Origin of the sequence: Burkholderia sp. RF4-BP95, assembly GCF_001521985.1 — a bacterium.
Taxonomy (GTDB): domain Bacteria; phylum Pseudomonadota; class Gammaproteobacteria; order Burkholderiales; family Burkholderiaceae; genus Burkholderia; species Burkholderia diffusa.
Genome location: NZ_LOSX01000026.1, coordinates 194051 through 213570, shown reverse-complemented (window position 1 = coordinate 213570; position 19520 = coordinate 194051). Strand labels below are relative to the sequence as shown.

The following is a 19520-nucleotide window of genomic DNA, read 5'->3' as shown; positions in this document are numbered from 1 at the left end:
GCAACATCGGCGCCGCTCAACTGCCGCCGGCCGTCGCGGGATCGTCGAAGAAATAGTCGCGCCACGACTTCGGTTCGTTGCGGATCGCGCCGGTGCGATGCATGAACTGCGCGAGCGGCAACGTGTTCTGCGGCGAGGTCTTGAACTGCACCTGCGGATTACGCAGGATCTTCAGCAGCAGCGCGCGATCGATCTTCGATCCGTTCACGCGAATATAGGTATCGGCCGCGCGCTCCGGATCGGCCGCGATCTGCCGTGCGGCGTCGGCCAGCGCGGCGACGAACGCGCGATAGGTCTTCGGATTGTCGTTGCGGAATTTCTCGGTCGCGTACAGCACGGTCGCGGAGCTCGGGCCGCCCAGCACGTCATACGAATTCAGCACGATATGCGCGTTCGGATTGCCGGCGAGTTCCTGCTCCTGGAACGGCGGATTGCCGAAGTGGCCGGTGATCACGTTGCTGTTCGCGAGAATCGCGGCCGTCGCGTCGGGATGCGGAATCGCCTGCGTGAGCGCGTCGAGCTTGTCGAACTGCTTGTCGCCCCACTGCTTCGCAGCGGCATACTGCAGCACGCGCGACTGCACCGACACGCCGACCGCCGGCACCGCGATGCGGTCCTTCGCGCTCAGGTCGGCGATCGTCTTCACGTTCGGGTTGCTGCTCACGAGGTAGTACGGAAAATTGCCGAGCGACGCGACGCCCTTCACGTTCTGCCGGCCGCGCGTGCGGTCCCACACGGTCAAGAGCGGCCCGACGCCCGCGCCCGCGATGTCGACCGCGCCGGACAGCAGCGCGTCGTTCACGGCCGCGCCGCCGGACAGTCGCACCCAGTCAACCTTGATGTCGAGGCCGGCCTTGCGCCCTTCCTTCTCGATCAGTTGCTGGTCGCGCGCGACGTTCAGCATCAGGTAGACGACGCCGAATTGCTCGGCGATGCGGATGCGGCCCTCCGCGTGCGCGGCTTGCGGGATCACCGCACCCGCGAAGGCGAGCGCGGCGGTGAGCGTGGCCGCCAGCGCGCGGCGCGCCGGCAAAAACGAAAACGACATCGGAACTCCAGTCGGGAAGGGGCTGATATGAAGGACGCGCGCGCAACTCAGAAAGGCGCGTCGCCTTCGATCGTCGTGCGGTACAGCTTGCGGCGCAGGTGGTCGGGCGTGCCGGCGGCCAGATGCATCAGCGAGCGGTTGTCCCAGAACACGAGATCGTGGTCGCGCCATGCGTGTCGATACAGGTGCTCGGCGCGCACGCTGTGCGCGAACAACTCGTCGAGCAGTGCGCGGCTTTCGTCGTCGGGCAGCCCGACGATCCGCGTCGTGAAATGCTCGCTGACGAACAGCGCCTTGCGGCCGGTTTCCGGATGCGTGCGCACGACTGGGTGAACGACCGCCGCGACCTGCGCGATCTGCTCGGGCGACAGGTTCGGCCGCCACGGGCTGCGCGCCTGCAGTTCCGCATAGCGCGCGAGATACGTATGCTCGGCGCGCCGCCCTTCGACCGCACGGCGCAAGTGGGCCGGCAGCGTGTCCCACGCGAGATGCATGTTGGCGAACAACGTGTCGCCGCCTTCCGCCGGCAGTTCCTGCGCGTGCAGCAGCGAGCCGAGGCTCGGTTTTTCCTTGTAGGACAGGTCGGAATGCCAGAAATGGCCGGCATCGCCGAGCCCGGCCGGTTTGCCGTTCTCGACGATGTTCGACACGATCAGCACTTCCGGGTGGCCGGCAAGCGCGAACTGGTGCAGCACGTGAATCTGCAGCGGGCCGAAGCGGCGGCTGAACGCGATGTGCTCGTCCGGCGTGATGATCTGGTCGCGAAACACCAGCACGTGGTGATCGAGATGGGCACGATGGATGCGCGCGAAATCGTCGGCGTCGAGCGGTCGCGACAGGTCGAGGCCGATCACTTCGGCGCCGAGCGGCGCGTCGAACGGCACGATGTCGAAGTGCTGGGCCGCGCCGCCCGGCCGCAAGGCGGGATGCCCGGCGGAAAGCGTTGCGGCGTCGCGGATGGCGGTAGTCGTCACGGCACGGGCCCCTGGTAAGGTCAAAACGCGAATCTACGAGGGCGTGCCGGACTGCGTCAACGAAGCGATTCGGATACGTTTATCTGCTGCGGTGATAAGGATCGCTGCTCGTGCATACGGCGCTGGCCGGCGGCGGCATCGCCCGGCTCGTCACCGCCCGTCGGATACGGATTGCCGAAACGACGCGCCATGCGCGGTGTCCGGCAGGCGGTCGCGGCCGCTCAGCCGCGAACGGAAGGTACCGCCCGGTGACGTCGTCCGATACAGGCCGCGTTTTCTCAGTTCCGGCACGATCAGCTCGGCGAAATCGTCGAGCGTGCCCGGGCTGATCAGCGGATTGAGCATGTAGCCGCTCGTCGTCGACTGCCGCGCATGCTCGGCGAGCTGATCGGCGACCTCGTCGGGCGAGCCCACGAGGATCAGATCGGTGCCGCGCGTGACGCTCGCAAACTTGCGCCGCACGTCCCCAGCGGTGAGCGGCTTGCCGCTGCCGTCGGGCCGCACGACGTAGGACGTCAACCCTTCCGTCTGCGTCGTTAACGGTTCGTCGTCCGCATAGCGGTCGATGTCGATGCCGGTGTCGCCCGCATAGCTGACGAGTTGCGCGTGCTGGTGGTAGTGCTGCTGCAGCGTGTGGTATTTCTCCTTCGCGTCGCTCGACGAGCGCGCGGTCACGATCCGCAGCACGGTCAGCGACTTCACGTCGTCCGCCGCGCGGCCGCGCTCCGTCGCGAGCCGGCGAATCTCGTCGAGGCCCGCACGAATCTCGTGCGGATTCGACTTCGCGACGAACACCACCTCCGCGTGCTTCGCCGCGAATTCGCGCCCGCGCCCGGACCAGCCGGCCTGGATCAGCACGGGCGAGCGCTGCGGCGACGGCGCACAGACGTGCGGCCCCTGCACGCGGTAGTGCGTGCCTTCGTGCGCGATCGGCCGCACGCGGTCGCCGCGCGCATAGCGCGGCACGTGCTTGTCGGCGACCACCGCATCGTCCGCCCAGCTCCCTTCCCACAGTTTGTACACGACGTCGAGAAACTCCTCGGCGCGCGCGTAGCGTTCGTCGTGGCCGATCATCCGGTCGAGCCCGAAGTTGCGCGCCGCGCTCGTCAGGTAGGACGTCACGATGTTCCAGCCGATCCGGCCGTTGCTCAGGTGATCGAGCGTGCTGAAGCGGCGCGCGAGCGCGAACGGATGCTCGTAGGTCGTGCTCGCGGTCACGCCGAATGCGAGCCGCTCGGTCTGCGCGACAAGTGCCGGAATCAGCATCATCGGATCGTTCGCGGGCGCCTCGACCGCCCACTGGACCGCTGCGTCGGCCGATCCGCCATAGACGTCGTACAGGCCGAGCACGTCCGCGAAGAACAGCATGTCGAGATCGGCCTGCTCGGCCGTGCGCGCGAGGTTCGACCAGAACGGGAGCGTATTCGCGTGCAGCCGTTCGTCGGCGGGATGGGTCCACAGGCTCGGCGCGCCGCCGCAGCCGACGCTGGCTTGTTCATACAGGGAAAACAGCAAGGGGCGAGGATCGGACATCGTCAGGTTCGTTACCAGGGCAGGAATCAGTTGGGGGCCGCCCACGCGCCCGGCGACGCGCGGCGGCGGCGTACAGGCACGCGAGCGTCGGGGGCGCGCGTCAGATGGCGATTGACACGCTGCTCGAAGCGAGCGGCCGGGATGGTGAGCAGCGCGACCAGCACGACATAGACGACAGCCGCGCCGGCCAGCGGTTCGTACACGCGCAACGTCTCGAAGCGCAGCGTATTGGCCGTTCCCATCACGTCGAACACCGTCACGGTCGACGCGAGGACGGTCGATTTCAGCAGCAGGATCGCCTCGCCGGTGAGCGCGGGCAGCGCGAGCCGCCACGCGCGCGGGCCGACGATGCGGCGCAGCACCTGAATGCGCGTCATTCCGTATGCGTGCCCGGCTTCGACCTCGCCGGCCGGCACGCCGGCGATCGCGCCGCGCAGGATCGTCGCGACATACGCGCTCTCGTTCACGCTCAACGCGACGGTTGCGTACCAGAACGCGTCGCGCAGCAGCGGCGATGCCCAGCTGTCGCGCATCCATTCGCGCGGCACGATCTGACCGAATCCGTAGTACAGCAAATAAAGCTGAACGAGCAGCGGCGTGCCGCGAATCAACATGATCCAGCCGCGCGCGGACCAGCGCAGCGGCGCATGGCGCGCGCCGGCGGCGAGCGCGAGCGGCACGCCCAGCAGCACGCTGGCCGCACCCGACAAAAACGTCAGCGCGAGCGTCGTCGGCACTGCGGCGAGCAGCTTCGGCATCACCGTATCGAACAGGAACGGCAGCGAGAACATCATGCGGTTGCGCGCCTCGTGCCACGGTTCGCGTGCCGCTCGAGCGCCGCGAAAATACCCGTCGACGCGATGCTCAGCAGCAGGAACAGCGCAGCCGTGACCAGATAGAAGAATACGTAGTGCCGCGTCGCGCCGGCCGCGAGCTGGCTTGCCTTCAGCAGATCCGTGAACGAGCCGAGCACGCTGACGAACGAGGCATCCTTGGTCGCGTTCAGCCACACGTTGCCGACGCCCGGCAATGCAAGCCGCGCGGCGGCCGGAAGCCGGATGCGTGTGAACGTCTGCCACGGCGTCATACCGTATGCGTGCGCGGCTTCGACCTGGCCGGTCGGCACGTTGACGAGCGCCGCGCGAAAGATGTCGGTCAGATACGCTCCCTGGATGAAACCGAGCGACAGCGCAGCGACCAGGAACGGCGGGAACGCGAAGCCGTCGGGCACCAGACCGCCGCGGTGCAGCGCGACCTCGACGGCAGGTGCAAGGGCATAGAACGCGAGCAGCAGGCACAACAGCTCGGGCAGCGCGCGCACCAGCGTCGTGTAGAGCCGCGCCAGCCACGCGAGCGGCACGTGGCGCGACAGCTTGCCGAGCGCGCCGGCGATGCCCAGCAGCACGCCGGTGCAGAACGACGCTGCCGCGACGCCGAACGTCAGCGCGAATGCGCCCGCGAACACGCGGCCGTACCCGCCGTCGCCGAATGCGAGCAACGCGAGCAGCGAATCGTCAGCGGCCATCGCGTCAGCGGCCCTTCTCGATCGTGCCCTTCAGGTTCGGATAGCGGGCGGTGATCGCATCCCACGTGCCATCCTGCTGCAGTTGCGCGATCGCGGTCGACAGCTTGCCGCGCAGCGCATCGCCTTGGCGCACGCCCGCGCCGATGCCGAGGCCCAGCACCGGGTTGTCCGCGCACGTCGCCTTGACCTCGAAGTCCTTGCCGTCGCGCGACGCGAGGAATGCCGTGAACAGCCCCTTGCCTTCCTGCACGTAGTCGACACGGCCGGACACCAGATCCGCGAGCGCGTTGTCGAACTTGTCGAACGCCTTGATCTGCGCATCCGGCTTGAAGCGGGAATCGAGGAACGCCGAGAAGTTCGTACCGGCCTCGACGCCGATCACGCGACCCTTGAAGCTCGCAGGCACCGCGCAGTCGACGCGGCGCCGGTCGCTTTTCGCGCCGACGAACACCGTCGGCGATTCGTAATACGCGCGACTGAAATCGATCGCCTTCTGCCGTTCGCCGGTGATCGTCATCGACGACCAGATCACGTCGATCTTGCGGTTCTGCAACGCCGGAATCAGGCCGTCCCATGCAATGTCGGTGAGTTCGCACCGCACGTTCAGCTTGCCGCACGCGGCATCGAGCACGTCGATTTCCCAGCCCTTCCACTTGCCGGCCGCGTCCTTCGAAAAGAACGGCGGATACGACTCGGCGTCGATGCCGACGCGCAACGTCGGCTGGGCCGCATGGGAAGCCGGCACGAGGCCGAGCACGAACAGCGCGGCCGCGGCACGGCGGACCCTGGAACGCATCAAACGATTCATGTGGCGAAATTCTGAAATAACGTCGGAACGACCGGCTTCGCAGCCGGCATGAGGCGAAACTGTAAAGCGCGCCGAAGCGTGTACCAAATGGTTATTTTTTCGATGGATATCTGATCGCGCGATATGGCGGAACGGCGCACCGTCGAACGTGAAGCACGGTGCATCGTTCGACCGCTCACGCCTGCGCAGTTGCGCGCCGCACCGACGGCAGTTCCAGATTTCGGGCCGACATTGGCTTGCGATAAGCTCTGGGACCGGCTGGCCGAGGTCGATCAAGGCGCAATCGTGGACCACAAGCGCCTGAGTCACACGCTGCAAGTGGCGCAAGCGTTTCAAGCGCAGCGCGACAGCCGGCGGATCGGGATCGCGCCGTCGCGAACGCATCGAGGGCTTCCGGTGCGGATGACCGAAGCGCAACCCGGCACCAGGAAACCGCGCCGATTCACGGCGGCTGACATGGAGACGGCGATTCTGGAGATCGCATCAGAGCAGGAACTGAGCGGCGGTCCACGAAGGCCCGCGGGTGAGCGTAAGCGCCCTGCTGCTTCAGGCTTGTTCCTTCAACGCTGAATGACGGGAAACCGATGAAACATGCGACATCGGTATGTAGCCGGCACTACGACATCCGAATCCGGGAGAAGTTGAAATCTGCGGTATCGCGTTTCGGAAATGCGATGAAATCAGGGCGCCGGTATGTCGTGGCTCCTCAGCGCATCGAGCGCGTCGGTCAGTTCGCCGCGCAACGCGGGCCACAATTCAACGAAAACGCCGAGACCTTCGTCATGCACGACTTGTTGCAGCCCACCGCACAGCTCCGCCAGCACGCCATGCCCGACCGACAGGAAACCACCGCTCAGCGCATGTAGCTCACGTACGACCGTATCGGTATCGCGTCCTGCCAGCGCGCGCTCGATCGATTCGAACGAAGCCAGCGTGACCTGGCGCATCGCGGCCATCACGGTTTTCGGCATTGCCGGGCGGTCCTCCGCCGAGTGCACGAATCCGACGCGACCTTGCGCGCGAAGCGCCCGCGCCAGCGCACGCAACGAGACGGGCTTCGGCAGCAGTACACGAATCGCGACAGCCGCACAGCGCTGCTCTTCCCGCGGACCGGCGTGTGCCGTCATCGCAACGATGCGAACTTGCACATCGCGCTCACGAATCGCGGCCGCAAGCGTCCAGCCGTCCATGTCAGGCAGGCCGAGATCGGTCAGCACGACGTCGAAGCGGCCGCGCTCGAGCGCCGCCAGCGCCTGTCCGCCGCTTTCGACGATCGTCGCATCGGCGCCGAGCTCACGGAACTGGTCCGCCAGCAGCAGCCGGCTCGCCGGATGATCCTCGACGGCGAGCACGCGCAGCGGCATGTCCCCGTCTCCCGCGAGCGAGACCGCATCGGGAGAATCGCCGACCGTATCGTCGTAGAGATCGCCGGCCGGCACGTCATCGGCCATCGGCAGCGGGATGCGAACGCTAAACGCGCTGCCCTCGCCCGGCGCGCTGCGCACCACGATCTCGCCCCCCATCGCATTGACGAGCCGCCGGCATAGCGCAAGACCCAGGCCCGTGCCGCCGTACTGGCGATGGATCGAATCGTCGGCCTGCTGGTACAGCTCGAAGATCGTCGATTGCGCCGGCAGCGCAATGCCTATCCCCGTATCGACGACACGTATCTCGACGTCGTCGTGCCCGCCCGCGAACAGCATGACGCTGCCCGCCTCCGTAAACTTGATTGCATTGCCGAGCAGATTCGCGACGACCTGGCGGATCCGGATTGGATCGCCGACCCGGTATCGCGCCATGTCTGCCGCGATGTCGAAACCGAGGTGCAACCCCTTCGCCGTCGCAAGCGGCCGGAACGATTCCACGACGTCGCGCAGCAACGCCGCGCAGTCGAACGGCACGGCATCGACCCGCAGTTGCCCGGCCTCGACCTTCGACAGGTCGAGCACGTCGTTGAGGATGTGCATCAGCGCGGACGATGACGAATCGACGATCTCGAGCCGGCGGCGCTGCGTATCGGCGAGCGGCCCGCGCTTCATTAGCTCGAGATTGCCCATCACCGCATTGAGCGGCGTGCGGATTTCGTGGCTCATCGTCGCAAGAAACACCGACTTCGCGCGATTCGCCTGGTCGGCTGCGTGCCGGGCCTCGACGAGCGACTGCTCGGCCAGCTTGCGCGCGGTGATGTCGTTGACGGTCGCGAGCAGCGCTTGCGCGCCGCGATATCGGACGCGTGCGCTGTTGACGAGCAGATGCGTGTCTTCCGTGCCGTCGCCCGCCCCCGCGAGCGCGATCTCTCGGCCGACGATGGCGCGTCGTCGCCCCGACGCGCGCGGATCGGGCGATTGTGCGAACGTCCGCCAGATCTGCCGCGACAGCGGTTCGCCTGCCGCGGCGGTCTCGTAGCGCGCCATCGCTGCGTTTCTCAGCAGCACCGTGCCGTTCGCTTCGCCGATCAGCGCGAGGCCGATCGGCGCCGTGCGGATCAGCGTGCGGTTGAGTTGCTCGCTTTCCTTCAGACGCGACGCACTGCGGTAGGACGGCGCGAGAATGCGCCGGTTGATCAGCGCGATCCCGCACCACAGGAACGCCAAACCGAATAGCGCGACGCCGGCAATCTCCAACATACGAGCCGCGACGCCGCGCATCACGGTTCGTATCGAATAGACGTAGACCAATGTCCAATCGGTACCGGGAATCGCATCGCGAATCTCGAAGCGCCCGTCGCGAAACAGTTGTTCGATGTCGTTCACACGGTCGCCGGCCAGTGCGTGCGCAACGTTCGCCGCATCGGCGTGCCGTGCCGCCGACAGCAGGATGTTCCCGGCATGATCGACCACCGCGAACGCGCCACCACGCGATTCGTCGTCGAGTTCGTTCAAAAGGCGCTCGGGACGTATCGTCTGAACGATCAGCACAATCGGTCGGTCACGGCCATCGAACGCCCAGGATGCAACGCGCACCCGCTGCTCCCCCGTAATGACACCCGCGCGCGGCGGCAGCCAGATCACGCCATCGGGCACATGCTCCGGGTCGGACGCCGCGGCATGCACCATCGCCGCGACATCCGGCCACGCCTGTGGCAGCAGCAACGGCAGTTGTGCGGCCTGCGCCTGCGGCAGCGCCGAGGGGGACGTAACGTAGAGTGACAGCGTGACGAAACGGCCGTCGACGCCGATCATGTAGACCGCGTTCGACAGCGGCTGCGCCCTCTTCACCCACCGGCCGCTCTCGAAGACCCGTTCGCTCAAAGCGAGCAGCGGCCCATAAACGCTCGCCGGATGAGCGGAATCGATGATGGCCTTCAGCGCGTATGCCCGGTCCAATTCATAGGCGTCGTGCATCATCAACCCATCCTGATCGACAAACGCCTGCTCGGTCAGCCGGGTCGGACGCGCTCGCTCATTCCATCCGCCTTGTACCGTCGCCACTTGTTGCTTCAGCAGCGCGCTGTTTTCCGACATGCGAACCAGCAGTTGCGACTTCACGGTGAGGAAGTGCGTACGCAACGCAGCCTGGTAGTCGCTGAACTCGCCTCGCGCGACAGCGGCTGCGCACACCAGCATGAAGATGCCGAGCGCCGCGCCACCGCCGTACAGCAACCGGCGCTGATACGCGCGCATCCAGTCCGGATCGAATTGCCTGCGGCTCGCAGGACGACTCAGGCGGGACAGCCATCCGCGGAACCTGTACATGCCGGCACGGATCAGTCGTTCGACCGAAGGTCGATGTTTTCAGACGGCTCGAGCTCTCCCTCATACTTGATCAGATCGGCGTCGCGTGTGATGCCGAGCTTGCGCATTGCGGCCAGCTTTTGCGCGCTGATGGTTTTCTTGCTTCGATTCAGTCGATCGGCGATTTCGGTCACCTTGTAGCCTTCACGGAACAGCCGGACGATTTCCGACTCCCGTTTTGACAGTGCGGTGCTGACGCCGGTATCCGCCTGTGCGAGGAGCGACGCAATCGTGGGCGACAGATAGTGGCCGTTCGAGTAAGCCGCGTGCACGGCGGCGACCATGTGCGAGATTGCATCGGATTTGCTTGCGATGCAGTGCACGCCAAGTTGCTGCAGCGCGCGAAAAACCGCCGGGGAATTGAGCATGGTCACCGTCACGATGCGCAATTGCGGATAGCGCCGAGTCAGGAATGAAACCAGCGTCTGGCCGTCGCCGTATTGCCCGGCCGGCATCACGTAGTCGAGCACGAGGACGTCGCACGATGTCGTGTCCAGCCGGTCGATCAGTGCGGCCGTGTCCGACACGACCGCGACGACCTCGATCGTAGGCATGCTGCCCAAACCCTGCGCGATGCCGTACCCCGACACCGGATGGTCGTCCGCGACAATCACTCGCACCGAAAATTCGTCCATCATGCACCCGCGCTCTGGAATGAGGCGCGCACTAGCGCCATGTTGTACTTATTCGAAACCCATTTCGTGCGGATTATATCTCGATAAGTTGGCTTGACCTGGAATTGCCGGTCGTCGAATAGCGGTACGCGGCAAGCGTCACGTCAGTCTGCGTCTTGGCGATCGATTTCGCGCAGCTGATCCGCGCGCTGGTGCCGCTGAAGCGCTTCACACCGCCACTTCCGCACGTTCACACCCGCGCTCAGGCCGACGTACCGCTGCGTGATCGGTGGTCCGCCGCTGGTACGGTTCGTATAGAGGTTCGTGTTGTAGTTCAGCATACCGACCGTCACGCCGGAATCGCAACGCTCCTGGCCCACATACCCGCGAGGACTGCGTCGCAATGCGGTTTGCGGGATGCTCAGTCGCAGGTGCTGTTCGTCGAACGCGAACATGGAGTGGCATCGGCAATCGCGTCGGGTAGCTCGATGCATGCGTGCGGGTCGCAGAGTTGGGCGTTCACGTCCGCGGTTAGGCGTTCCACGTCGACGCCAACGTCCTGCAACAGCTTGTCGTCAAAACTCGGCTGCGCGTCGGTGGATCGGGCCGACGCGCGGAACCGGATCTGCACGCTCGTGGCAAGATTCTCGTTGACGTACACATCGACGCCGTACAGTCCCGGCAGAACGACGTTGCCATTCTCGAACCGGGACAAGTCCGTCTGGGGCCTCCGCTGCTTATTCGACCTGCATGCCGCTGGCGCTCGCGTGCCAGCCCGCAACGGCCGACAGTCCCCTCGCATTAAGCCGCCAAGCGCCTCGTGCTTGACGACGGCATCACTGAACTTCGAACCGACTCGCACTCTCCTCGTCGATCAAATCGAGACACGTCGCACAACGGACCAGTTCAATGTCATTCTTTACCCCCAACTTCTTCATCGCGTTGGTCTTCTGGGCGCTGATTGTCTGTTTGCCTTTCTTCATGTATTCCGCGATCTGGGTAATCGTCATTCCTGACAGGTAACACCGGATCACCTCGATTTCACGCGGAGACAGCTTCGATACACGCTGATTACTACTGCACTCGACCAGCTCGAGCGAACGCTTGATCAGCGGCGACAGATAACTGCCGCTCCCAAAGCATGAATGGATCGCGGTGACGATATGGCCGACGTCGTCGAACTTGCTGACGACGCTCGCGACATCCCGATCGAGAATCGATCGGAGGATCACGGGATTCTCATGCGTGACCAGTGCGACAATCCCGACCTTCGGATAGGTGCGTCTCAGATATCCGAGCAGAGCGAGTCCTTCAATTTGCCCGTTGCCCCGCATCGCAAAATCGATGACCACGACATCGCAATGCATGCGAGACATCGACTCGATCAAATTCTGTGGTGTCCTGCATATGGCAATCAAATCGATCGCGTTGGTATTCCTCGCGACATATTCCATTCCGGCAAGCGTCAACGGCCTATCGTTCGCGAAGATGGTTTTTACGCCAAATTTTCTCATTTGAAATTCCGACCTGGACTCAAACTGTCGTCACACATTGAAAATATGGAATCCCACCGGCATCTCGAGCTCAAGGTCGCCATGCGAAATCTCTTGATCGGTATCTTATAAAATCCTTACAAAGCGAGATATGGGACCAACGCCTGATCCGAGGCCCGCCACATCAGACAAGTCCTATGGATGACATGTTTTTACTTTGTGGCGACGTGCGCATCCTGCCTGTCACACCTTGTAGGCGAAGCGATGCGATTTCCGGGAAGGCGTCGCTGTCCAGAATTTCGTCCGTGTCATGCGCACCACCCCGACTTCGCTCAAGAGATACCGTGAATCCGATTGATGATAGCCGTGCGTTCTACGACGATTCCCTCACGAACCCGCGCTTTCATCGACATGCGCGCCCGCGTCTTAAGTTGGTCGATCGCTATATCAGGACTTCTTATTGAAAGGATTGAACGCGCCGTAATCCATTCATGACTTGCACTTGCCGGAACCCATCGCCGGGCGTATGGTTAATTTCTGAGTCGCCCTTTTTCGGGAGATATCAAAATGGCTGCCATGCAATCCGCGGCCACGCCCCTCTCCGACGAGGAAGCCCGGCGCCAGTTGCGCCGCGCCGTCATCGCCAGCACGATTGGCACCACGATCGAATGGTATGACTTTTTCCTCTACAGCACGGTCACCGGCCTGGTCTTCGCAAAACTGTATTTCCCCCAGTCCCACCCGCTCGTCGGCACGCTGCAGGCGTTCCTGATCTATGCCGTCGGCTTTGTCGCGCGGCCGGTCGGCGCGGCGATCTTCGGCCACTACGGCGACCGCATCGGACGCAAGGCCACGCTGATCGTGACCCTGTTGCTGATGGGGCTCGCCACGTTCGCCGTGGCCTTCGTTCCGATCTATGCAACGATCGGCATCTGGGGCGCCGTTTTTCTCACGGTGCTGCGCTTCATCCAGGGCGTCGGCGTCGGCGGTGAATGGGGCGGCTCGGTCCTGATGTCGATGGAGTGGGCGCGCACCAATGCGCATCGCGGCTTCGTCGCGTCGTGGCCGCAGTTCGGCGTGCCGGCGGGATTGTTCCTCGCCAACCTCGCCGTGCTGGCCATGAGCTGGCTTTCCGGCAGCAGTTTCCTCACGTGGGGCTGGCGCGTTCCGTTTTTCCTCAGCATCGTACTGGTCGCAATCGGGCTTTACATCCGCCTGAATATCCTCGAGACGCCGATCTTCGCGAAACTGCTGGCCGAGCGCCGGATCGAGAAAACGCCGATGCTCGAAGTGCTGCGCAAGCAGCCGAGGGATATCGTGCTGTCGGCGTTTGCGCGAATGGCCGAACAGGCGCCGTTCTATATCTTTACCGCGTTCGTGTTCACTTACGGGATTACGGCGTTGGGCGCCACGCGCGAGCTGCTGCTGACGGCGGTGCTGGTGGCGTCCGTGGTCGAATTCTTCACCATTCCGCTGTTCGGACACGTGTCGGATCTGATCGGGCGGCGGCGGATGTACATGATCGGCGCGGCCACCGTCGGCGTGTTCGGATTTCTCTACTTCGCGATGGTCGATAGCCGGAATCCGATATGGATCTTCGCGGCCATCGTGCTGTCGCTGGTCCCGCATTCGATGATGTATGGGCCGCAAGCGGCATTGATTGCCGAGTCGTTTACCGGGCGGTTGCGGTATAGCGGTGCGTCGATGGGTTATCAGCTCGCTTCGGTCATTGCAGGCGGTCCGGCACCGCTGATCGCGACGGCGCTGTTTGCCTACTACCATTCGGGGTATGCGATCGCGGTGTATGTGCTGGCGTGCGCGGTGCTGAGCCTGGTTGCCGCATCGAAGCTCGGGGACTACACGAACAAGGATATTTCGCGGGAATACGACGACGCGCGAAATCTGGAGGATCATGGGCACGCGCCACCGCTGACCTGACCGGCGTCACCCTCACTGCTTGTTGTCCGCTCGAACGGCGCCGAGCGCTTCGAGCAACGGTCGGAGCGCATCGAGTTCCGCGCCGAAGCCGGCCCAATCCCCCGCCTTCAGCCGCTCGATCGCACGATCGTAATGGGCGAGCGCGTCACGGGCGCGCACATCCGCTGCGCCGCCCGCCGGCGCCGCCGCCGGTCCCGGCCTCGTCTCCTTGAAGAGCGCCGCGAGCGCCTCGCCCAGGTTTTCCTCCATCACGACGCGATCGCCATAGGCGGCGATCACCCGTTTCAGTTCGGGCAATTGGCCCGACGCCGCGCGCAGATAGAGCGGCGACACGTAGAGGATCGAGTGCTCGATCGGAACGACCACGAGATGTCCGCGGATTACGCGTGAGCCCATCTGGTTCCACAGCGAGATCTGCTGCGAGATTTCCGTGCTCTGCTGGATGCGCGCCTCGATCTGGTATGGCCCGTAGATCAGCTTTTCCTTGGGGAACGCGTAGACGATCAGCTTGCCGTACCCGGGCGGATCGCAACGCGCGGCCAGCCACGCGATCATGTTCTCGCGCTGGCTCGGCACCATCGGCAGCATGAGCACGAAGCCGGCCTGCGCGTCGCCGGGCAGCCTCATGATCGTGTAGTACGGCGCCATCTGCCGGTTCGCGGCGTCGCCCCCGTCGATATCGCCCAGCGCGCGAGGAAACTGCCAGAGGTCCTCGCGGTTATAGAACACTTCCGGCGCATCCATGTGATAAGCGCGGTAGAGATTCGCCTGGATCAGGAACAGATCCTCGGGGTAGCGGATGTGCCGTTGAAGATCCTGCGGCATCGCGTCGAACGGCTTGAACACGCCGGGGAAGATGCGCGCGTAAGTCCGCACCAGCGGATCGGAAGGATCGCTGACGTAGAAGTCGACCGTGCCGTTGTACGCGTCAACCACCACCTTGACCGCGTTGCGAATGTAGTTGGCGCCATCGCCGACGCCGGGCGGCGCATACGGAAACCAGCGGCTGGTCGTATAGGCGTCCTGCATCCAGAACAGGCGTCCGTTGCTCGCCACGACATAGGGGTCGTGGTCGAGCGCGAGAAACGGTGCAATCGTGCGTATCCGGTCCCGGATGTTGCGGTGAAGGAGGATCCTGCTCTCGTTCGTGATGTAGTGCGTCAGCAGGATGTTGGGATCGCCGAACTGCCATGCGAACAGGCTCCGTCGTATCGCTCCGCCGATCGCGACACCGTCGCGCCCGCTGTAGGACGTGTAGACGTTGCTGTCACCCTTCGGGTAGTCGAATTCGGGCACACTGCCCTTCACGATCACATAGCCCTGCCCGCCTTCACCGAAGTAGATGCGCGGTTCGTTGATCGCCGGTCCGCCATCGGAGACAGGCGGAATGTCGCGCAGATAGAGCGACGGCAAGCCTTCCGTGGATTTCTCCGTGACCGGCGACATCACGATGCCGTTGCCGTGGGTGAACAGAAGATGCAGGTTCACCCAGGTTCGGGCGTTCTCCGGCAGCATCGTATGCTCCAGTTCGCGCGCCGACAGCATGACCTGCCGGTAGCCGGAGTCGAGACGGTAGCGATCGATATCCACGGAAAAGAACTTGTAGTAGGTCCTGATTTCCTGCAACTGCGCATAGGTATCCATCAGCGGCTGCACATCCCACAGGCGGATGTTGTCGACGGTCGCGCGATTGGCCTGCAGCGACGCAAGATTCAGGCCTTGCTCGGCCGCGAACGGTTTGACCTCGATCTGCGCGAGACCGTAAGCCTGCCTCGTCAACGCGATGTTGTGCCGGATATAGGGCGTCTCGAGCTGCAGTTCGCTCGGCTTGACGTAGAAACGCTGGAACAGCGCGGGATAGACGATGCCGAGCGCAAACGAAGTGCCGAACACGAGCAGCATCGCAGCGGCCGGCAACTGATAGCCGGGCCGGCGCATGTTGACCACCATCGCAACGGCCGCCCCAATGGCCAGGCCGACGAGCAGCCACAACACCGGCAGCATCACGTGGACATCCGTATAGCCGGCACCGACCACGACACCGTTGTTGTCGTATAGCAGCAGGAAGCGTTCGAGCCACCAGGACCAGGCTTTCACCAGGAAGAAGAGTGCCAGCAGCGCCGACCCGTGAACCGCGGCGGCCGACGAAAACCCCTTCGGCGGGCGCAGCATGATGTCGCCGCGCAGCCAGTAGACGCCGCCTGCGACGATCGCGCAGCAGACGACCACTTGCAGCAGCAGGTTCTTCAGCACGATCCAGACGGGGAGCGCGAACAGATAGAAACCGATGTCCTTGCCGAAGATCGGATCGTGCGCGCCGAACGGCACCCGATGCAGAAAACGAAGCGCAACATCCCAGCTCGACATCGCACCGGCGGCGATCGCAAGCCCGAGAATGACGGCGGCCGCAGCGATGACCGCGCGCCAGGGAATGCGCGACGCGACCTCCCCTGCCAACGCCCGCAGGACATCCTCCGCCCGCGTCGACGAAGTGTCCGCTACCTGCCAGACATCGACGGGCCTGGCATAACGATGCGCGAGCCACCCCGACGCGCCGATCGCGACCGCCGACACGGCGAACACGGAGACGAACAGCAGCACTCTTGCGGACAGGATCGTCCAGAAGACGCCGGCATAGCCGATCGACGAAAACCAGAGCCAATCGACCAGGAGACCGGTGATGCGCCCGACAACGATCAGGCAGGCGATGACGATCGCAGCCGCGATCCCATAGCGTCTCAGGCGTGGGACGGACGTTGCTTGCGAGCGCATCGAAGCTTCCTTTGCCGGGCCGTCATGCATGGCCGGCCGCGACCGGACGGGGGTGTGCCGCCGATCCGTCAGCGAGAATCGCGGCCGGCCGCATGTCTGAATGCTACGCCCGTTGCCGACGCATCGCCATCCGGCGGCATGCGCGACGTCGCCGGCAACGATCGAACGCGGTGCAGTGCACTGCAGCAAATTCGATCTCGCCGCCGCGGGACGCGATGCGCAGCCAACGGAGCGCACGGTCAAGGCGGCGTTTGCACACCATCCGGGTCGCGCTCACAATAGATGTTCCGGCGGCTTTCCGCGCCGGAACGGACGGAGGGCGAAATGGACGATCCCCATGATCTTCAGCGCTTTGTCGACGCACAGGATTCGGTGTATGCGCAGGTCTGCGACGAGCTCAGGCACGGACACAAGCGAAGTCACTGGATGTGGTTCGTGTTTCCGCAGATCGAAGGGCTTGGCGAAAGCGCGATGGCGCAACGATACGCGATCTCGACACTGGCCGAAGCCGTCGCGTATCTTCAGCATCCGCTGCTTGGCGAAAGGCTGCGGGAATGCACACGACTGGTCAATCAGGTCGAAGGCAAGTCGATCCAGACGATCTTCGGGTATCCGGATTACCTCAAATTCCGGTCGTCGGTCACGTTGTTCGCGCATGCGACTCCCGACAACGCGGTGTTCGTGGAGGCGCTCGAGAAATATTTCGGCGGCGAGGCCGATCACGACACGCTTGCACGACTCTAGGCGATGTCGGCGTCGCGCCGCGTTAGAATAGCGCCCCTTCTCATGGGAGACGACAATGTCCTGGTTCGTTTATGAAGTGCCCGAATACCACGAAGACGCTCCGCGCATCGAACCGTACAGCGACCTGCGCAGCCGTGTACTGAAAGTCGGTGGCCTGGCCATGGCTGACGAACTGGAAAGCGTTCGCGAAAACGCCGCGGCGACAGTGGACACGCCCGAGCGCCCCCTGCGGACGCCGGAAAATCCGCAGGTCTTTCCGATTCCCTACGCCGAGTCCATGATCCTGGTCGGGTTCATCTTCGATTTGAAGCGAGACTTCCGGCAACTGGTCGTGTCACCGGTAGAAATGCCCTGGTTGAACGACGCGTAAACAGTAGTCGGACCGGAAACGGACGGGGGCGTTTCGCCTGTTCTGAAGCCGGGCCCGACTGGCAAGGTGCCCGTCATCCACGGTGTTCTACAACAACGATAACTGGGCCGGTGTGCTGGTGCAAACTGCTTGATCGCCCTCTCGTAGCGTCAGGCTCGGCCTGTCCGTGGTCTGAGAACGCCCGTCGTCCGGTCGATACCTTCGCACCCAATCGGCACCAAGCACATCGGATGAGAACACAACGCCGGGCGCAATCTGAACAAGTTCGCTCATCCGCGGATTTTCCTAAGCGGGCCGAACGTCGAAGTGAGCTGCGGCGTATCGCGCGCTGCAGTTCCACACTTCGACGCCGTCACGGGTGAAGGAAGCCCAACCATCCTTGACGATCACGTCTGCACCGGGAAATACGTCGCCGTATCCGTTTGCCGTGGCAGCGAAGACCGTCCGCTCGCGACACGTCGCCCAGTATTTCCCATCGGCAAGCGTTAGCGGTTTTGTGCTCAACCGGCAACTCGACTCACTATTTGATCAAGAACCGGTCGCGATTCTTTGCTCCCGCAATCCATTGAGGGGCCCGGCCACGACCGCTCCATGTTGCGCCAGTCTTCGGGTCGCGATACTTCGGAGCAACCGGCGCACTCACGTTCGTCGCAACCGCACGGCGCCGCCCGAAAAGCTGCTCCGGCGTGATGCCATATTCGGCGATCTGTTCACGGATCGTCGTGATGATGCTGTCCAGTTCAGCAAGTCGAACTTCTTCCGCTTGCTGTGCCAGCGCTTCGGCTTGGGCTTTCAACTCGAGATAGGTAGCCATGTATGTGCAGGGACTCCGATTTAGAAGATTGACCAGTGGTTGAAATGGCCTTGGGCTTGAGCGAAGACCCGTCGACCTCGACAGACACATTATATTCATGGTTTAGCAAGAACCAAATGGCTCGACACCGCATGACACTATCGTCGTGGTCATATTCGTGAATCTCGCAAACGCTGCTGACGCTCAGCGAATGGTACTCCGCATGTAGAGTTCACGCTTCGGATTACCGATTTAAATTCACACAAATACAAATGTCCGGTTCTCGCCAAGTTCAGATGTCCGATTTCCGACCGATCGCAAGCTGACCGGACGCTGGCAATCCCGCGCAGGAAGCTGCGATGGCTGCAATGGAGCGGATCGCGATGGCGATGCGTGAAATGTGACCGGAGTTGATTCAGTTCTTCTCGATCAAGTTGCGGACAGCGAACAATTCGGCATCGTTGCGGATACCGAGTTTACGATAGGCGGATTGCTTTTGCGCGCTGATCGTCTTGGGACTTCGGAAGAATTTCGACGCGATCTCGGACACGGACATACCGGCAAGAAAGCACCGCAACACTTCATGCTCGCGCGGGCTGAGCAGAAAATCCGCCGCCGGCCCAGAATCGGACGACGGTGAATCGTCGCCGCTAGCGGTCCTCGGTTCGGCCCCACGTGAATCTGTCGTCGTGCCCCACGTGATCCGGTGCGAGAGTTCGGCGCTTATGAATGATTGACCACTTGCCACGAGGCGGATCGCGCGGGCGAGTTCGCCGAGATCCTCGCTCTTGCCGAAGAAACCGAGCGCACCTGCGCGCATCGTCATGTTGACGGTCGCTGACGAATCGCTGCTCGACATCATCAGCATCCGACAATCGGGGAAGCGCGTATTGATGAGCTTGACGAGATCGAGGCCATCGATCTCGTCGGGACCGAGCGTGTAGTCGAGCAGCACCACATCGGCGCGGTTCGATTCGAGCCAGCGAATCAGGTCGCGCGACTTCGCGAAGCTCGCTACCAGCTCGATGGAGTTCTTCTCGGTCAGGTAACTTGCAATCCCGAGTTGGACGATGGCATGGTCGTCCAGAATCACGACGCGGATCGGCTGGTGCCCAGGCCCCATAGTTACACCTATCGTTGTTGTATACGGCGCGAAACGGCTAGCCCCGTTATT

General features: G+C 63.5%; 18 protein-coding genes. 4 read left to right on the top strand and 14 right to left on the bottom strand.

Going from position 1 to position 19520, the window contains the following annotated elements; translation table 11 throughout:
• Window positions 1-16: 16 nt before the first annotated feature.
• The 6 genes from WS46_RS11030 to WS46_RS11005 form a co-directional block, all read right to left on the bottom strand.
• Complete coding sequence (locus WS46_RS11030) at window positions 17-1048, bottom strand: ABC transporter substrate-binding protein (RefSeq protein ID WP_059690542.1); 1032 nt, start codon at window positions 1046-1048, stop codon at window positions 17-19.
• Window positions 1049-1095: 47 nt separating this feature from the next.
• A complete protein-coding gene (locus tag WS46_RS11025; RefSeq protein WP_059690541.1) occupies window positions 1096-2022 on the bottom strand; it encodes a TauD/TfdA family dioxygenase in 927 nt (308 codons plus the stop codon).
• A 150-nt stretch (window positions 2023-2172) separates the two neighbouring features.
• A complete protein-coding gene (locus WS46_RS11020) occupies window positions 2173-3555 on the bottom strand; it encodes an LLM class flavin-dependent oxidoreductase (protein ID WP_059690540.1) in 1383 nt (460 codons plus the stop codon).
• 26 nt (window positions 3556-3581) lie between these two features.
• Entirely contained in the window at window positions 3582-4349 is a 768-nt protein-coding gene (locus WS46_RS11015) for an ABC transporter permease subunit (RefSeq protein WP_059690539.1), read from the bottom strand.
• The gene (locus WS46_RS11010; protein ID WP_059690538.1) at window positions 4346-5080 is read right to left on the bottom strand and encodes an ABC transporter permease; all 735 of its coding nucleotides are present in this window, start codon (window positions 5078-5080) and stop codon (window positions 4346-4348) included. The genes WS46_RS11015 and WS46_RS11010 overlap by 4 nt, the downstream gene beginning before the upstream one ends.
• Window positions 5081-5084: 4 nt before the next feature.
• The gene (locus WS46_RS11005) at window positions 5085-5888 is read right to left on the bottom strand and encodes a transporter substrate-binding domain-containing protein (protein ID WP_059536313.1); all 804 of its coding nucleotides are present in this window, start codon (window positions 5886-5888) and stop codon (window positions 5085-5087) included.
• A gap of 123 nt (window positions 5889-6011) precedes the next feature.
• On the opposite strand from WS46_RS11005, the gene WS46_RS35260 reads away from it, so the two are divergent.
• The gene (locus tag WS46_RS35260; protein ID WP_156443122.1) at window positions 6012-6458 is read left to right on the top strand and encodes a hypothetical protein; all 447 of its coding nucleotides are present in this window, start codon (window positions 6012-6014) and stop codon (window positions 6456-6458) included.
• A 110-nt stretch (window positions 6459-6568) separates the two neighbouring features.
• On the opposite strand, the gene WS46_RS10995 is transcribed toward WS46_RS35260, so the two are convergent.
• The 5 genes from WS46_RS10995 to WS46_RS10980 all read right to left on the bottom strand — a co-directional run bounded on the left by WS46_RS10995 (window position 6569) and on the right by WS46_RS10980 (window position 11750).
• Window positions 6569-9511, bottom strand: coding sequence for a sensor histidine kinase (locus WS46_RS10995; RefSeq protein ID WP_082725305.1), 2943 nt, complete (start codon window positions 9509-9511; stop codon window positions 6569-6571).
• 83 nt (window positions 9512-9594) lie between these two features.
• Window positions 9595-10257, bottom strand: coding sequence for a response regulator (locus WS46_RS10990; RefSeq protein ID WP_059452495.1), 663 nt, complete (start codon window positions 10255-10257; stop codon window positions 9595-9597).
• A 143-nt stretch (window positions 10258-10400) separates the two neighbouring features.
• Complete coding sequence (locus tag WS46_RS36870; RefSeq protein WP_179949145.1) at window positions 10401-10691, bottom strand: FimD/PapC N-terminal domain-containing protein; 291 nt, start codon at window positions 10689-10691, stop codon at window positions 10401-10403.
• A complete protein-coding gene (locus WS46_RS36865) occupies window positions 10658-11038 on the bottom strand; it encodes a FimD/PapC N-terminal domain-containing protein (RefSeq protein ID WP_373558359.1) in 381 nt (126 codons plus the stop codon). Before WS46_RS36865 ends, WS46_RS36870 begins: the two co-directional genes overlap by 34 nt.
• Window positions 11039-11072: 34 nt before the next feature.
• Window positions 11073-11750 carry a response regulator transcription factor gene (locus WS46_RS10980; protein WP_059536295.1) on the bottom strand — a complete coding sequence of 226 codons (678 nt, stop codon included), beginning with the start codon at window positions 11748-11750 and terminating at the stop codon, window positions 11073-11075.
• A 546-nt stretch (window positions 11751-12296) separates the two neighbouring features.
• Between WS46_RS10980 and WS46_RS10975 the strand changes: the two genes are divergently transcribed.
• Window positions 12297-13667, top strand: a complete 1371-nt coding sequence (locus WS46_RS10975; RefSeq protein ID WP_059690534.1) for an MFS transporter — start codon at window positions 12297-12299, stop codon at window positions 13665-13667.
• 12 nt (window positions 13668-13679) lie between these two features.
• Here WS46_RS10975 and WS46_RS10970 read toward each other — a convergent pair whose 3' ends face one another.
• Window positions 13680-16439: a UPF0182 family protein gene (locus WS46_RS10970; protein WP_059690559.1), complete on the bottom strand. Its 2760-nt coding sequence runs from the start codon at window positions 16437-16439 to the stop codon at window positions 13680-13682.
• A gap of 324 nt (window positions 16440-16763) precedes the next feature.
• Between WS46_RS10970 and WS46_RS10965 the strand changes: the two genes are divergently transcribed.
• Window positions 16764-17183 (top strand): DUF1810 domain-containing protein, encoded by a 420-nt coding sequence (locus WS46_RS10965; RefSeq protein ID WP_059690558.1) that lies wholly within the window; start codon window positions 16764-16766, stop codon window positions 17181-17183.
• A gap of 55 nt (window positions 17184-17238) precedes the next feature.
• Window positions 17239-17553: a hypothetical protein gene (locus WS46_RS10960; protein WP_059690533.1), complete on the top strand. Its 315-nt coding sequence runs from the start codon at window positions 17239-17241 to the stop codon at window positions 17551-17553.
• A 520-nt stretch (window positions 17554-18073) separates the two neighbouring features.
• Here the strand turns inward: WS46_RS10960 and WS46_RS10955 are convergent.
• Window positions 18074-18367, bottom strand: a complete 294-nt coding sequence (locus WS46_RS10955) for an H-NS histone family protein (RefSeq protein ID WP_059690532.1) — start codon at window positions 18365-18367, stop codon at window positions 18074-18076.
• Window positions 18368-18761: 394 nt separating this feature from the next.
• Window positions 18762-19439, bottom strand: coding sequence for a response regulator transcription factor (locus WS46_RS10950; protein ID WP_306453744.1), 678 nt, complete (start codon window positions 19437-19439; stop codon window positions 18762-18764).
• Window positions 19440-19520 lie beyond the last annotated feature (81 nt).